At 61.3% G+C, this 15,099-nt stretch carries 14 protein-coding genes; 9 read left to right on the top strand and 5 right to left on the bottom strand.

Translation table 11 applies throughout. The features are described from left to right. Positions 1 to 148: 148 nt before the first annotated feature. The 7 genes from IP85_RS16455 to IP85_RS16425 all read left to right on the top strand — a co-directional run bounded on the left by IP85_RS16455 (position 149) and on the right by IP85_RS16425 (position 7,017). Positions 149 to 1,180 carry a substrate-binding domain-containing protein gene (locus tag IP85_RS16455; RefSeq protein ID WP_054150764.1) on the top strand — a complete coding sequence of 344 codons (1,032 nt, stop codon included), beginning with the start codon at positions 149 to 151 and terminating at the stop codon, positions 1,178 to 1,180. 264 nt (positions 1,181 to 1,444) lie between these two features. Beyond that, positions 1,445 to 2,596: an extracellular solute-binding protein gene (locus IP85_RS16450; RefSeq protein ID WP_054150763.1), complete on the top strand. Its 1,152-nt coding sequence runs from the start codon at positions 1,445 to 1,447 to the stop codon at positions 2,594 to 2,596. 35 nt (positions 2,597 to 2,631) lie between these two features. Continuing rightward, a complete protein-coding gene (locus IP85_RS16445; RefSeq protein WP_054150762.1) occupies positions 2,632 to 3,471 on the top strand; it encodes an ABC transporter permease subunit in 840 nt (279 codons plus the stop codon). A gap of 5 nt (positions 3,472 to 3,476) precedes the next feature. Then, the gene (locus IP85_RS16440) at positions 3,477 to 4,301 is read left to right on the top strand and encodes an ABC transporter permease subunit (protein ID WP_054150761.1); all 825 of its coding nucleotides are present in this window, start codon (positions 3,477 to 3,479) and stop codon (positions 4,299 to 4,301) included. Between the two features lie 25 nt (positions 4,302 to 4,326). After that, on the top strand, positions 4,327 to 5,373 hold the full coding sequence (locus tag IP85_RS16435) for an ABC transporter ATP-binding protein (protein WP_054150760.1): 1,047 nt from the start codon (positions 4,327 to 4,329) through the stop codon (positions 5,371 to 5,373). Continuing rightward, on the top strand, positions 5,363 to 6,211 hold the full coding sequence (locus IP85_RS16430) for a glycerophosphodiester phosphodiesterase family protein (RefSeq protein ID WP_054150759.1): 849 nt from the start codon (positions 5,363 to 5,365) through the stop codon (positions 6,209 to 6,211). The genes IP85_RS16435 and IP85_RS16430 overlap by 11 nt, the downstream gene beginning before the upstream one ends. Beyond that, entirely contained in the window at positions 6,211 to 7,017 is an 807-nt protein-coding gene (locus tag IP85_RS16425; RefSeq protein ID WP_054150758.1) for an inositol monophosphatase family protein, read from the top strand. The genes IP85_RS16430 and IP85_RS16425 overlap by 1 nt, the downstream gene beginning before the upstream one ends. A gap of 71 nt (positions 7,018 to 7,088) precedes the next feature. Here IP85_RS16425 and IP85_RS16420 read toward each other — a convergent pair whose 3' ends face one another. The 4 genes from IP85_RS16420 to ugpB all read right to left on the bottom strand — a co-directional run bounded on the left by IP85_RS16420 (position 7,089) and on the right by ugpB (position 11,262). Beyond that, entirely contained in the window at positions 7,089 to 8,138 is a 1,050-nt protein-coding gene (locus IP85_RS16420) for a sn-glycerol-3-phosphate import ATP-binding protein UgpC (RefSeq protein WP_054150757.1), read from the bottom strand. Next, positions 8,138 to 8,986 (bottom strand): sn-glycerol-3-phosphate ABC transporter permease UgpE, encoded by an 849-nt coding sequence (ugpE, locus tag IP85_RS16415; RefSeq protein ID WP_054150756.1) that lies wholly within the window; start codon positions 8,984 to 8,986, stop codon positions 8,138 to 8,140. Before ugpE ends, IP85_RS16420 begins: the two co-directional genes overlap by 1 nt. A 9-nt stretch (positions 8,987 to 8,995) precedes the next feature. Beyond that, positions 8,996 to 9,877 (bottom strand): sn-glycerol-3-phosphate ABC transporter permease UgpA, encoded by an 882-nt coding sequence (ugpA, locus tag IP85_RS16410; RefSeq protein ID WP_006726481.1) that lies wholly within the window; start codon positions 9,875 to 9,877, stop codon positions 8,996 to 8,998. Between the two features lie 77 nt (positions 9,878 to 9,954). Further along, entirely contained in the window at positions 9,955 to 11,262 is a 1,308-nt protein-coding gene (gene ugpB, locus IP85_RS16405; RefSeq protein WP_054150921.1) for a sn-glycerol-3-phosphate ABC transporter substrate-binding protein UgpB, read from the bottom strand. Positions 11,263 to 11,692: 430 nt separating this feature from the next. Between ugpB and IP85_RS16400 the strand changes: the two genes are divergently transcribed. Both IP85_RS16400 and secD read left to right on the top strand, forming a co-directional pair. Next, positions 11,693 to 12,100 carry a hypothetical protein gene (locus IP85_RS16400; protein WP_054150755.1) on the top strand — a complete coding sequence of 136 codons (408 nt, stop codon included), beginning with the start codon at positions 11,693 to 11,695 and terminating at the stop codon, positions 12,098 to 12,100. 84 nt (positions 12,101 to 12,184) lie between these two features. Then, the gene (gene secD / locus IP85_RS16395; protein WP_054150920.1) at positions 12,185 to 14,698 is read left to right on the top strand and encodes a protein translocase subunit SecD; all 2,514 of its coding nucleotides are present in this window, start codon (positions 12,185 to 12,187) and stop codon (positions 14,696 to 14,698) included. Positions 14,699 to 14,736: 38 nt separating this feature from the next. On the opposite strand, the gene IP85_RS16390 is transcribed toward secD, so the two are convergent. Next, positions 14,737 to 14,997, bottom strand: a complete 261-nt coding sequence (locus IP85_RS16390; protein ID WP_054150919.1) for a helix-turn-helix transcriptional regulator — start codon at positions 14,995 to 14,997, stop codon at positions 14,737 to 14,739. Between the last annotated feature and the right edge of the window lie 102 nt (positions 14,998 to 15,099).

Raw genomic sequence — 15,099 nt, 5'->3', positions numbered from 1 at the left:
AATTTCGGCCCGGTGCCTCAACCGTCTGCTTCACCCTTCTCACGAATTTGTGTCACACTAGACGCGTAATGCGCCCTCTGTCCCGTTCTGTCAGGCCCGCAACCGGGCTTTTCGAATCGAGCCCCTAACTCTCTATTGGTTTTGCTGCATGCGTAAGAATGGCTCGCCGCTTTTTGTCAGCGCCAGAATGGTTGCCGAGCGCGCCGGCGTGTCCCGTTCGGCCGTGTCGCGTACCTTTACCGATGGCGCGAGCGTGTCTGAGGAAACGCGTCGAAAGGTCGTCGAAGCGGCCGAGGCGCTCGGCTATCACGTCAACCATCTGGCCCGCCAACTGCGCGAGCGCAGCAACATCGTCTGTCTGATCGTCTCTGATCTGACCACGCCCGTCAGGGCGGCGATGGTCGACCGCTTGACCCGCAAGCTTCAGGCAGCCGGCAAGATCACCGTGGTTCTCAATACCGAGAGTGACGAGGCAAGCGTCAATCACGCCTTGAAGCTCACCTTGCACTACCGCGCTGATGCGACGGTGGTCCTGTCGGGAACGCCATCGACGGGACTGGTGAAAACGGCGCTTGCCAACGGCCAACAGGTTATCCTGATCAACCGCGACGACGGTCTGGAAGGCTGCGATAATGTCGGGCTGGACAATGCGACGGCCGCAAGAGAGGCGCTTTTCCTCCTGAAACGGGCCGGGTGCCAACGCCTCGGGATCTTAACCTCGGCTGCTCGAACCCCGAGCCTGGTGGAGAGAGAAGCGCGCTTCCTAGAGGCGGCAGCCGCTGAAGCGATCAGGGTGACCGTCTTCGAGGCGGACGCTACCAGCTATCGCGCCGGTTTCGAGGCCGCCAAACGCGTCTATGCCCGGTCGGAACCTCCGGACGGCGTGTTCTCGGTCACCGATCTGCTGGCGATCGGCTTCATGGATGGGGCACGCCTCGAATTCGGCCTGAGGATCCCGGAAGATCTCTGCGTCATCGGCTTCGACAATATCGAACAGGCTTCTTGGGAAGCCTATCGCCTGACAACCTTCGAGCAGCCACTCGATCGGATAGCGGCGCATGTCGTTAGTCTCCTGACGGAAGTGCAAGACCTGACAGGGGCTCCGCAGGGGGACGGAGCGGTCTTCGAGCCGGTTGCCGTCTGGCGCCGCTCCGTTCGTCCCCAACCCGGGACGACCTAATGCACGCGTGTGCATTGCGCTGGTGTCATCAAACCTTCGTCTAATCCCTGTAGGACGGAAATGCACGTTCAAGCGCGTTGCACGCATGTGCAAGCGCATGGTGCAGACCTGCAGAGGGGCCGAGGCGGTGGTCCCTCTGCAGGCGTGCCCGGGCGAAGCATTTCGAGAGATGCAGGCTGCAGGCCCGTCTGGGTCAATGTCGCGGTGTCTCGGGGTTTGATTGTAAGCCGACGCCGAGTGGCGCGGCAGCCAAGGGAGAAGACGATGAAGCGTCGCGCATTCCTGATTTCCACGGCCGGCACCGTTGCCGGAATGATGATCCTGCCGAAGCTGTCTTTTGCAGCCGAAGGCCAGATCGACTGGTATACCGGCTCGGATGCCAATGTGCTCGATTTCTGGACCAACACGGTCAAGCCGGCTTTCGAAGCGGCGCATGAGGGCGTGAAGCTCAATCTCGTCGATGCCGGTGACAATGCAGGCATCCAGTCGATCGCCGAGCGCGCCATCGCGGCAATGCAGACGAATACCGACCCGCAGGCCGATTACTTCGAGCATACCGATCCGCGTCTGCCAAAGGGCGCCATCGAAGCGGGCCTCTACGTCAACATGAAGGAAGCTGGCCTGTCGAACTATGCGAAGGTCAACCCGCTCGCGATCGACAGCGACTTCTCGCTGCCCTATCGCGGCAGCCAGGTGCTTCTCGCCTATGACACCACCAAGCTGTCGGCTGCCGATGCGCCGAAGACCTGGGATGCGCTTGTCGCCTGGATCAAGGCAAACCCCGGCCAGTTCGTCTACAACCGCCCTGACAAGGGTGGTTCGGGCGGAAACTTCGTCCGTCGTGCCATCCATCAGGCAAACGGCCTCGACCCCAAGGCATTCACGGTCGACAACTACACCGAAGCCTTCGGCAATGAGGCCCTCGGCAAGGCTTGGGAACTGCTCAAGGACATCGCCCCGTCGCTCTACGACAACGGCGCTTACTCCTCCGGCAACACCCAGTCGATCCAGTTGCTCGCCCAGGGCGTTGTGACCATGACCCCGGTCTGGTCCGACCAGGTTCTCCAGGCGATCGCCCAGGGCGTCCTGCCGGAAACCACTGCCATCGTGCAGCTCCAGGATCTGGCTCTTTGCGGCAACTTCTCGCGCGCCGTGGTGCTGAGCAATGGCAAGAACCGCGACGCAGCCCTGAAGCTGGCCGACTTCGTCCTGACCGAAGAGATCCAGGGTGCCATCCTCTCCGAGCTCGGCGGTTTCCCCGGCGTCAGCTGGGAACATGTCTCCGCCGATCTGCGCGAACAGTTTGCCGCTATCATCCCGAACAGCATTCCGACCTTCCCGTCGGGCGCCTGGGAAGTCGCCGTCAATGACGGCTGGTACCGCAATGTGGCACCGACCATCGACCGGAAGTCGTGAGTTCAGGCGTGAGTGCGTCTGCCGTATCCAGAACCATGTCGGGCAGGGGGCTTATTGGCCTCCTGCTCGTCGCCTTGCCGGTTTCGCTCGTCGGATGGCTGGTCATCTGGCCAATCATCAGTGCCGTCCTGCGCACCGTGTGGCGGACGTCGCCCGATGGTGAGGCAGATTTCGACCTGTCGAGCTACATCTTCTTCTTTTCCGACGCCTACAGTCTCAACAATCTCAGCCTGACGCTCTGGACCACAGCGGTCTGTGCCCTGCTGCTCCTGGTCGTGTCGCTTCCGATCGCGCTTTACCTGCGCTTTGCCAAGGGCGGTATCGCCTCCTATGTGCAGGCGCTTGCCATCCTGCCGATGTTCGTTCCATCGATCATTCTCGCCTATGCTCTCATCCGCGTGCTCGGGCCGAATGGCATGGTCGACCTGCTCTTGAACTTCGCCGGCCTGCCGAAATTGAGAACGCCCTATCTCACGCCCTGGGGGCCTGTGATCGGACTGGTGTGGGACAATATTCCGCTGACGGTGCTGATCCTGCTCTCGGGTCTCGGCTCGGTGAGCAACATGGCGATCGAGGCGGCGCGGGATGTCGGTGCAAGCCGGCTTCGGGTTCTCCGGCACATCATTCTGCCGCAGATCACCAACTCCATCCTGGTGGCACTCTCCTTCGCCGTACTCGGCATCTTCTCCGCCTTTACGCTGCCCTATCTACTTGGCCCCGCGTCGCCCGAGATGATGGGTCCCTTCATGCAGCGCACGTTCCGGGACCTGAACGATCCTGTCGGAGCGATTACCCAGGCTGTCATCACCTTCGGCTTCTGCATTGTCTTTGGCCTGTTCTATGTGCGCTCCGTCGCCCGCAACCAGGGGAGATGAGGCAAATGACTGAATCCATAACCCCGCCGCGCCGGATCGATGGCACCGGCATGCTGCTCGCACTCGTGCTTTCGATCGTCGTCGTCGTGCCTCTGCTCGTCGTCGGCATCTGGGCCTTCACCGAGGTCTGGCGCTATCCCAACGTCCTGCCACAGCAGTTCGGTCTGCGGTTCTGGGAGCAGACGCTCAACCGTTCGGATGTGTGGAGCGCGCTATGGCTCAGCCTGACGCTCTCGGCCGTGGTGACGCTTGCCTCCGCAATCATCTGCCTGCCGGCAGCTTATGCCTTTGCGCGGATGCGGTTTCCAGGCCGTGACCTGTTGTTCTTCTCGTTTCTTGCAGGCCATGCCTTCCCGAAGTTCGGTCTCCTCGTCGCCATCGCCGCGATCTTTCTGCAGCTAGACCTGATCGGCACCTTCTGGGGTGTGGCGCTTATCCAGCTCGTCAACACGCTGATGTTCATGATCTGGATCCCGGTTGCCGCATTCCAGGCCGTCGATCGCCGCATGGAAGAGGCTGCCCGCGACGTGGGTGCAGGCCCGTTCCGTGTCTTCTGGTCGATTACCTTGCCCCAGGCCGCGCCCACCATCGCGGCGGCCCTTCTCCTGACATTCGTCGGCACCTTTTATGAGACGGAAGGCGCCTGGCTGATCGGCGCGCCGGGCATCCGCACCATGCCCGTGCTGATGATCAGCTTCATCAACAACCAGATGGTCATCCAGTTCGGCGCGGTCCTGTCCGTCATGCTCTGGGTCCCCTCCTTCATCGCCCTGATGTTCGCCCGCCGGGTGATCGGTGGCAACGCCTTTGCCAAGGGCTTTGGGGGATGAACAACAGCCTTACAGGAATGCCAAGATGTCCAAACTGAGCATACGCGCGGTCTCCAAGATCTTTGGGGCAGGAACCACCGCCGTCGACAGCGTCTCGCTCGATGTCGCGGATGGCGAGCTGGTCTGCCTGCTCGGGCCTTCCGGCTCCGGCAAGTCGACCTTGCTGCGCATGGTGGGTGGTTTCGAACAGCCGTCAGCGGGTACCATCGCGATCGACGATCAGGACGTGACGCGTCTGCCGCCGGAGCAACGTCCGACGGGCATGGTCTTTCAGAGCCATGCGCTCTGGTCGCACATGAATGTCTTCAACAACCTCGCCTTCGGGCTGAAGCTGCGCAAGCGGCCCGCTGCCGAAATCCGTGACAGGGTCGAGGGCGTGCTCGAGCTGGTCGGCCTGAAGGGCTACGACCGACGCATGACCAACGAGCTCTCGGGAGGCCAGCAGCAGCGCGTCGCACTCGCACGCTCTCTTATCCTCGAGCCGAAGATCCTGCTTCTGGACGAGCCCTTCGCAAGCCTCGACCAGCATCTTCGGGAGCGCTTGCGCGAGGAGGTGCGCGACATCCAGCTTCGCCTGAAGATCACGACGCTCTTCGTCACCCACGGGCAGGACGAGGCCCTCTCGATGGCGGACCGCATCGTGGTCATGCAAAATGGCAGGACCGAGCAGGCCGATCGGCCTGAGATCATCTACCGCGATCCGCAAACGCCCTTTGTCGCTGGCTTCATCGGCACGATGAACTTCGTCGAAGGCAAGGTCGAGAACGGCCGTTTCGTGCATCCCGACCTGTCTGTGGACATGCCCGTCTCGGATGGCCCGGTCACACTGGCCGTCAGGCCTGAAGCGCTCGATCTGGTCAGCACGGAAGATGGCGCGGCAGTTGTCCACCGCGTGACCGATTTCGGAACCCATGGTCTGGTCGATCTCCATCTCTCCGATGGTACGCGGCTCAAATCCATGGTGCGCAGCCCCGAACCCTTCAGTTCCGGCCACGCCGTGGATCTGCGTCCCCGCGCCTTTGCCGCCTTCCGCGACAACGTCAAACTCTACCGGTCCTCTGATGCAGCCTGACCCCATATCCCTCGACCACCAGGGTCACCGGACCCTCATCAAGTGGCACCGGGCGCGGAGAAAAGCCTCTGACGCCGAATTCACGCCGACCCGCATTCTCGACGCCATGCGTCTCGGCGCGAGTGTCGAGGTGGATCTCGTGGTGCATGCCGACAAGGGTTTTGCGATCCTGCACGATCTCGAACTCGATCACGGCACCACCGGATCCGGCCTGGTCTGCGAGACATCAGCCGAAACGCTGCGCCGGCTTTTCCTGCGCGGAAACGACGGGGAGCCGATCGCTGACCGGGTCATGTTGCTCGAGGATCTCTGTGACCTATTGGCTGCAAATCCTGCCCATCGCGATGCCCTTCTGCAGCTCGACTACAAGGAAGACCTGTCGCGCCTGTCGCCGGCCGTCATTGCCAGTTTTGCGGCGGCCGTTTCCAAGGTGGCGCATGCGATGATCCTTTCGGGTGGCGATAGCACTGCCGTCGCGTCTCTGGCTGCCGCCACGCCTGGGCTCAGAACCGGATACGACCCGACCTATGTCGGCGTACTCGATGACTTGCAATCCCGGGAGGACTTCTCGCGCTTTATTGCGGCTGCACTGAAGACGGCACCGGAAGCGGCGATGATCTATCTCGACTACGAGCTCATTCTGGCGGCCGATGCAGCCGGCGCCGATCTCATCGGCGCCGTGCACGACGACAACCGGCGTGTCGATGCCTGGACGATCCGGTCAATCAATTCGGCCACGCTTGCAAAGATCCGCCGTCTCCTCGACCTGCGGGTCGACCAGATCACCACGGATGACCCCGAGGGTCTCCTGTTTGCATTGGCCGAAGGAGCCGCTTGATGTCCATCGATCCCACAATCGTCCTGACCGACATGGTCGAGGCCGCGCGGCGCGCCGGCGCGCTGACGCTTGAGCATTTTCATCGCAGGGAGACACTCGAAATCGGCGTGAAGGGACCGGGCGATTTCGTCAGTATTGCCGACGAGCAGTCCGAAACCCTCATCCGCGATCACCTGCTGACGCGCTATCCCGACTGGAGCCTCAGCGGAGAAGAGTTTCCGCCGGTCAAGGGTGTGGATGACACCTATCGCTTTCTCGTTGACCCGATCGACGGAACCACCAATTTCCTCTGGGGTCTCGACTATACGATCACGATTGCATTGCGGCGTACCGGAGAGACGATCTGCGGCCTCGTCTACAATCCGGTGACGGACGAGATGTTTACGGCCGTCAAAGGGCAGGGTGCTTACCTCAACGGCAAGCGGCTCGAAATGCGCGACAGCGCCGATGTCAGCCAGATGGTGGTCGGAACCGGCCTTCCCACGCCCAACCTCTCCATGCATGCCGGCGCCTATGCACGGCTGGATGCGATCCGCGCACCGATCGGCGCCGTCCGCGTTCTCGGCAGTGCCGCCAATTGTTGCGCCTATGTCGCCTGCGGTCGCTTTACCGGCTACTTCGAGCAGACCGGTTTCGTCGATACGGCAGCCGGGATTCTTCTGGTGGAAGAAGCTGGTGGGGTCGTGACCGACTGGTGGGGCCGGGGACCGGAGTTCTTCGAGAAATCCGGTTTGCTGATCGTCGCCAATCCCGGCACACACCGGTTTCTCCTGAACCACCTGTCGAGCGTCCAACGGGCAGACTGAGGTCTCGGACCCTGTCAGGCACCCATCGAAGCGGGGCCGGAAGGCCCCGCTGATGTATCGAACGGATGGTCTCAGTTGAGACGTGCGCCGTTTGCATCGAAGTAGTGCAGGTCCGATGGCTTCGCGCCGATCTGCACCATGTCGTCCATCTCGATCCGCGAGCGACCCGCCACACGGAAGACGATGTCGCTGCCATCGGTAAGCGTACCGTGCACGTAGCTTTCGGCCCCGACCAGTTCGACTGCCGCGACCTTGACGCTCGCCGTGAAGATCTCGTCCCCCGGCACGTCCGTGATCAGGTGGAGATCTTCCGGGCGAATGCCGAGGGTGGCGGTGCCCGACGGGACCGACGCATCTGACGTCATCGACCAGCTGTCGGTCTTCTTCGCCATCTGCAGCAGGTTCATCGAGGGTGACCCGATGAAGGTTGCCACGAAGGTCGTCGCCGGGCGCTCGTAAAGCTCGATCGGCGTGCCGACCTGTTCGATACGCCCGGCATTCAGTACAACGAGCCTGTCGGCGAGCGTCATCGCTTCCATCTGGTCGTGGGTCACGTAGACGCTGGTTGTGGCGAGCGACCGCTGCAGCCGCTTGATCTCGACGCGCATCTGCACGCGCAGCTTCGCATCGAGGTTCGACAGCGGTTCGTCGAAGAGATAGGCCGCCGGCTCGCGGACGATGGCGCGACCCATGGCAACGCGCTGACGCTGGCCGCCGGAAAGCTGGCGGGGCTTGCGCTCCAGGAACTGCTCGATCTCCAGTGCCTTGGCCGCCTGCTCGATGCGGCGGTCGATCTCGTCCTTCGGCGTGTTGCGGTTCTTCAGACCGTAAGCCAGGTTCTGGCGGACGGTCATGTGCGGGTAGAGCGCGTAGTTCTGGAACACCATGGCAATGTCGCGCTCGGATGGTTCCAGCTGGTTGACGACCCGGTCGCCGATCGCGATCTCGCCGCCTGAGATGCTCTCAAGGCCGGCAATCATGCGCAACAGCGTGGACTTGCCGCAGCCGGATGGCCCGACGAGAACTACCAGTTCTCCATCGGCGATTTCCAGAGACACGCCTTTGATGGCTTCGACATTGCCATACATCTTGCGGACATCGTTCAAAACAATCTGGGCCATTACTTTTCTGTCTCCACAAGACCTTTGACGAACCATCGCTGCATCAGAACGACAACGATGATGGGAGGGATGATGGCGAGGATCGCCGTAACCATGACGTAATTCCAGGGCGTGGAGGCGTCGGTGAAATCGACCATGCGGCGAAGGCCGATGATGATGGTATTCATCTTCGCATCGTTCGTGACCAGAAGCGGCCAGAGATACTGGGTCCAACCATAGATGAAGAGGATGACGAAGAGTGCTGCGATGTTGGTGGTCGACAGCGGCAGCAGGATGTCCTTCATGAAGCGGAACGGCCCGGCATTGTCGATGCGCGCAGCTTCAACCAGTTCGCCCGGTATGGTCAGGAAGAACTGTCTGAACAGGAAGGTTGCCGTCGCTGACGCCATCAGCGGGAGCGTGAGCCCCGCATAGGTGTCGATCAGCCCAAGATCCACGATCACCTTGTAGGTGGGCAGAATGCGTACCTCGACCGGTAGCATCAGGGTGATGAAGATCATCCAGAAGAAGAACATCCGGAACCGGAAGCGGAAGAAGACAATCGCGAATGCCGAGAGGAACGAGATGATGATCTTGCCGACGGCGATCGCGATCGCGACGACGAAGGAATTGAACAACAGCCGTTCGAGGCTCACGCCGACGACGCGCTCCACGCCGCCGGACATGGCTTCCGTGTAGTTTTCGACCAGATGGTCGCCCGGCAACAGCGACATGGGCGGCCGGATGATATCCTGCGAGCTCATCGAGGACGCGATGAAGGTGTAGTAGATCGGAAAGGCAACGACGATGATGCCGATGACGAGGATCAGGTGGCCAATCATATTGGCGATGGGGCGTTTTTCAATCATGTCCGGTCCTCAGCCATAATGAACCCGCTTCTCGACGAAGCGGAACTGGAAGGCAGTCAGGCCGATCACGATGATCATCAGGATGACGGACTGCGCTGCGGATGAGCCGAGGTTCAGGTTGACGAAGCCGTCGTTGTAAACCTTGTAAACCAGCGTTTCTGTCGCCTTGGCCGGGCCGCCACCGGTGACGGCATGGATGATGCCGAAGGTGTCGAAGAAGGCGTAGACGGTGTTGACCACCAGCAGGAAGAAGGTCGTCGGCGCCAGAAGCGGGAAGATGATGGTCCAGAACCGTCGGCTGCCACGGGCCCCGTCGATGGCGGCCGCTTCGATGAGCGATTTCGGGATCGCCTGAAGGCCTGCAACGAAGAAGAGGAAGTTGTAGCTGATCTGCTTCCAGGCGGCGGCGAAGACGATGAGCGCCATGGCCTGGTCGCCCTTCAGAAGCGGATCCCAATCAAAGCCTGTGGAGCGCAAGAGATAGGCAAGCGTTCCCATGGCCGGGTTGAACATGAAGAGCCACAGCATGCCTGCAACGGCAGGGGCGACGGCATAGGGCCAGATCAGCAGCGTGCGGTAAAAGGTCTGGCCGCGGACCACCTTGTCGGCCGCCGTGGCCAGAAGCAGCGCGACCGCCATCGAGACGAGAGCCGTCAGCGCGCTGAACACGATCGTCACCTGAAACGCGTGCAGGTAATTCGGATCCGACAGAATGTTGGAGAAATTGGCGAAGCCCACGAAGGTGCTTTTGAGCCCGAACGGATCTTCCCTCAGCATGGACTGGTAGATCGCCTGGCTTGCGGGCCAGAAGAAGAAGACCAGCGTCAGGATGATCTGGGGCGCCAACAGCAGATAGGGCAGGATTTTGTTCGGGAAGTGAACCGTGTGCAAGGCGATGCTCCTCAGCCGGCCATGGAAAAAGCACTGCCCGCACCTTGCGATGCGGGCAGTGTCGTCATTCGGTCAGATCAGTTGCTGGAAACGGAAGCGATGGCTGCATTGCCACGCTCGACGATCTTGTCGAGCGTCGTCTTGGCATCCTGCGAGCCGGCCAGCATGGCTTCGAACTCTTCGTTCATGATGTCGCGAACCTGCGGCAGGTTCGGCAGACGCACGCCCTTGGAGTTTTCGGTCGGAGCCTTGCCGGTCATCTGCAGGATCGGCGTTTCGCGCGCCGGGTTCTTCTCGTAGAAGCCCGAGGACTTGGTCGCTTCATAAGCCGCATTGGTCACCGGAAGATAGCCGGAAACCTGGTGCAGGCGTGCCTGGATTTCCGTCTGCGACAGGAAGTTGAAGAACTGGGCGATGCCCTTGTATTCTTCATCGCTCTTGCCGCCGAAGACCCAGAGGCTGGCGCCGCCCGGAATGGTGTTCTGCGGGCCATTGCCTTCGTAGTAGGGAAGCTGGCCGATACCGTAGTTCATGCCCGACTTGACGATGTCGCCAAGGCCGCCGGAGGACTCGGTCATGATGGCGCATTCGCCCGAGAGGAACAGCTGCTTGGCTTCCGAAGTGCGGCCGCCGTAGCGGAACGCGCCATCCTTGGCCAGATCGGCGATCGACTGGAAGTGCTGGACGTAGAGATCAGAATTGACCTTCAGTTCGACGGTGCCGCCGGCAAGGCCGTTTTCATTGGTGCCGTAGGACACGTTGTTCCAGGCGGCAAAGTTCTCGGTCTGGATCCAGGTCAGCCAGGTCGACGTCATGCCGCAGGGAGCAGCGCCGCTGTCCTTGATCTTGCGCGCGGCTTCGAAGACTTCCGGCCAGGTCTTCGGCGGGTTTTCTGCGTCAAGGCCGGCCTTCGTGAAGGTATCCTTGTTGTAGTAGAGAACCGGCGAGGACGAATTGTAGGGGAAGGACAGCATGGTGCCGTCAGGCTTCGAATAGTAGGCAACGATGCCGGCCAGATAGTCGGACTTGTTGAACTCGAAGCCACCCTTCTGCAGCACTTCAGCAACCGGAACGACAGCGCCTTCAGCGCCCATCATGACGCCCGAGCCAGCGTCGAAGACCTGAATGATAGCAGGTGGCTGCTTGGAGCGGAATGCGGCGATGCCGGCATTCAGCGTTTCCGGATAGGTGCCCTTGAAGACGGGCATGATCTTGTAATCGCTCTGGCTCTCGTTGAATTCCTTGGCCAGTTGGTCGACAACTTCGTTATTGGCGCCGGTCATGGCATGCCACCACTGCAGTTCCGTGGCGGCAAAGGCAGAAGAGCCGAAAGAAAGCGAAAGGGCGAGGGTCGCCGCGGATGCAGCGAAACGTTTCGTGGACATGGTGCCTCCCTGATGTTCCACCTGGCCAAGCGACAGGCTGGCCAAGACTTGCCCTACGTCAGATCCTCCCAGATCTGCGTGAGCGCGCTTCGTTTGAAGCGTCCCGCATTCAAAACGAAAACATATGAACCTGCAACGAAATTGTGACAGTCGGTTGTCCGGAGCTGTGTACAATCAAAGATCGCGATCGGATGCTATTGAAAACGTGGGCGGAGAGGGATCTGCGCGGCACAAGGCTCGCCTTCTCGATCGCTCGCCACCACTTTCGCAAAGGCCAGATGACCTGCATTTCGATCACATGCACGTTAAAGCGCGGTCCATCGACCAGAACGCCGGCTGAAGGCAAGCGGTCCGACAATAGAGGAGGCTCGAGCTTGCTGGGTGGAAAAATGCTTTCGGATATGCCACATCCGTCCTCGGAAGGATGGTCATGGATGATCAAGATTTGAGGCATCACACGCCGCTTCGGCAGCGCGCACACCTCAAAGCCGTCATTGCAAGTCTGTTTGCCTCGCTGCTCCTGGTGTTCGGCGGCGATGCTTTTGGTCGTCTTCACCACGGATCTTCCAGCGCAAGCGTCCTGACCAGCTCGGATGCCGGACAACTGGTTGCCGGCGCCGCCAGTGACACCCGCTATATCAGCGCATCCGAACGGTCCTCGCGACCGAAGCTGAGGCCGGGCGAGGCCGGTGATGGCTTTGTTGCCCCGGAGATCCACGCCGTCTGGACACGCCGGCACGGTGATCTGGCCCAACGGGTCCTTTCCGACCGCGCTCTCTTTCATTCGCCGCTGGCCTATCGGTCGCGCGCACCCCCGACGATCCAGCCCCTCGCCTGACCGTTTTGCCGCCATCTCCGTGATGGCTCGAACCGCTTGCGCCACTGCTCGTCAAGCAGCGGTCGCAGAATGCTGGATTATCAGATGAAGAACTCTATCGCCAAGGTGATGGGCTATATGCTCGTCATCGTGCTCGGCCTGCTCGTGGCTCTGCCAAACGTGCTCTCCGACGCAACTCTGTCCCGCTTTCCTTCCTTCATGCCCCATGAGCGCGTCTCTCTCGGCCTCGATCTGCGCGGCGGATCCCATCTCGTTCTGGAGGTGGATCGTCCTGCCATGGTCGACGAATGGCTTCAAAGTCTCGCCCAGGAAGCGCGTACCACACTGCTCGAAGCCCGCATCCAGACGCGCAGCATCCGCCGCGACGGCGATGCCCTTGCTGTCACGCTGGCTGACCCCGCCCAGCTTGATGCGGCAAGACAGGCGCTTTCGGTGCTCAACAACCCTGCGATCACCGTCACCGGGACCGGCCTGCCGGAGCTCGACGTCTCCACAAGCGGCGGCGACACGGTCCGCATGGCGCCAACCGAACAGGGTATCACGGCGCGCCTCGGCCATGCCGTCGACCAGAGCCTCGAAGTCATTCGCCAGCGTGTCGATCAGGTCGGCGTGGCCGAACCCACCATCCAGCGCGTCGGGGGAGATCGTGTTCTCGTCCAGCTTCCCGGAGAGCAGGATCCGTCACGGCTGCGGACGCTTCTCGGCACGACCGCGAAAATGAGCTTTCATCTGCTCGGCGAACCGGGTGCTGCAGGCGTCGAGACGCTGAGGGATGATGAAGGTCGCAGCTATCCGGTTCAGGCAACGGTGCTATTGGCCGGTGACAGGCTCACCGATGCGCGCGTCCAGTTCGACCAGCAGGGTGGTCAGCCGGTCGTCTCCTTCCGCTTTGATGGCGTCGGCGCGGAGCGTTTTGCCCGCATCACGAGCGACAATGTTGGCCGACCCTTCGCCATCGTGCTCGACGACAAGGTCCTGAGCGCGCCGGTCATCCGTGAGCCGATCACAGGTGGAGCGGGACAGATCTCCGGGGACTTTTCGGTCGATGAGGCCAATACGCTCGCGGCACTCTTGCGCGCCGGTGCGCTCCCCGCCAAGCTCACCGTTATCGAAGAACGCACCGTCGGCGCCGACCTCGGTGGCGACGCGATCGAAATGGGCATCGTATCGGGTCTTGCCGGTTTCGGCCTCGTCGTCGCCTTCATCGTCGCGCTCTACGGCGCTTGGGGCCTGCTGGCTGTGCTCGCTCTGACCCTGAACGTCATCCTCACCTTTGCAGGGCTGACTATCGTTGGTGCGACGCTCACCTTGCCCGGGATCGCGGGGATCGTGCTTGGTATCGGTCTTGCGGTCGACGCGAACGTCTTGATCAACGAACGTATCCGCGAGGAGGCGGCCAAGGGGCGAGGGGCCTTCGCGGCCATCGACCAGGGCTTCGCCAAGGCCTATTCGACGATCATCGACAGCAATGTCACTGCCCTGATCGCAACCGTGCTCCTGTTCTGGTTCGGTTCGGGTCCGGTGCGGGGCTTTGCCGTCACCATGGGCCTCGGCATCGCAATCTCGATGTTCACCGCCGTCTCCGTCGTCCGTGTTGCCATGACTGCCATCGCTCGCCGCTGGAAACTGAAGACGATCACGATCAAGCCGCTGTTGCCGTTCAAGCTGATCAAGGACGGCACCAGGATCGACTTCATGAAGGCGCGCCTGTTCGGTATCGGTGTTTCGGCTTTTCTGTCGATCTCGTCGATCATCCTGTTCATCACGCCCGGCCTCAACTACGGCGTCGATTTCAAGGGCGGCATCCAACTTGAACTGTCGACAACCGGGCCCGCCGATCTAGGCCGTCTCCGCTCCGGGATCGAGGGATTGAACCTCGGGGAAGTCGCCTTGCAGGAGTTCGGTGACAGCAATCACGTCATGCTGCGCCTCGAGCGGCAGCCGGGGGGAGAGCAGGCCCAGACCGACGCGGTCACAAAGGTCCGCGAGGCGATCCAGACGATCGACGCCTCGGCCAGGATCGAGCGAACCGAGGTGGTTGGTCCCAAGGTCAGCGGCGAACTGGCAACGGCAGGACTGACGTCGGTCATCCTCGCGTCGCTGGCGATGCTCGTCTACATCTGGGTGCGCTTCGACTGGCCGTTCGCCGTTGGTGCGATCGCGACCCTGATCCTCGACGTGACCAAGACGATCGGCTTTTTCGCTCTAACAGGGCTCGACTTCAATCTGACGGCGATCGCGGCATTGCTGACGCTGGTCGGCTACTCCGTCAACGACAAGGTGGTGGTCTATGACCGAATGCGTGAGAACATGCGTCTCTACAAGGCAATGCCGTTCCGAGACCTGATCAATCTGTCAATCAACGAGACGCTGGCCCGAAGCCTCTACACCTCCGCCACAGCCTTCCTCGCCATGGTGCCTATGGCGGTCTGGGGTGGCAGTGCGGTCGAGAGCTTTGCCGTGCCGATGGTCTTCGGCATCTTCATCGCAGCGTCGTCTTCGGTGTTCATTGCCGCCCCGATCCTGCTTTTCCTCGGGGACTGGCGAAACCGCAGAAAGATCCGGAATCGGGAGGCGTTGCAGGAGCAGCCTGCGTGATAAAAGCGCGAGGAGGGCACGTTTCGAGCCCGCCTCAACTAGCCTTCCCGTGGAGAAGAGCAGAAGATGCCTGGAAAACCATTGTCGTTGGTGAAGCGCAGACCTGCCTTCTCGAAGGCCAGTTTGAGCTGCGCCTCGGTCGATCGGTGCGCACCATGGCGCTGGCCTTCGTAGTCGCGGATGGTGCTGCGGGAGACAAGCGACTGCAACGCCAGTTCCTCCTGCGTCCAGTCCAGATACCCACGGGCCGCACGACAGAGAGCAGGTGAAAAAACAGTGTCCTGAGCGGATTGAACCATGTTCATAACTGACCATATAAGTGGATATTGACCATTTAGGGTGACTGCAGCGGGATTTCCAGTCTGCGCTTTGTGTCACCCGAGCAGATTTCTTCGGGGGAT

Origin of the sequence: Rhizobium sp. AAP116 (genome assembly GCF_001295785.1) — a bacterium.
Classification (GTDB): domain Bacteria; phylum Pseudomonadota; class Alphaproteobacteria; order Rhizobiales; family Rhizobiaceae; genus Allorhizobium.
The sequence above is the reverse complement of the archived record's forward strand: the minus strand, read 5'-3'. Positions and strand labels throughout refer to the sequence as shown.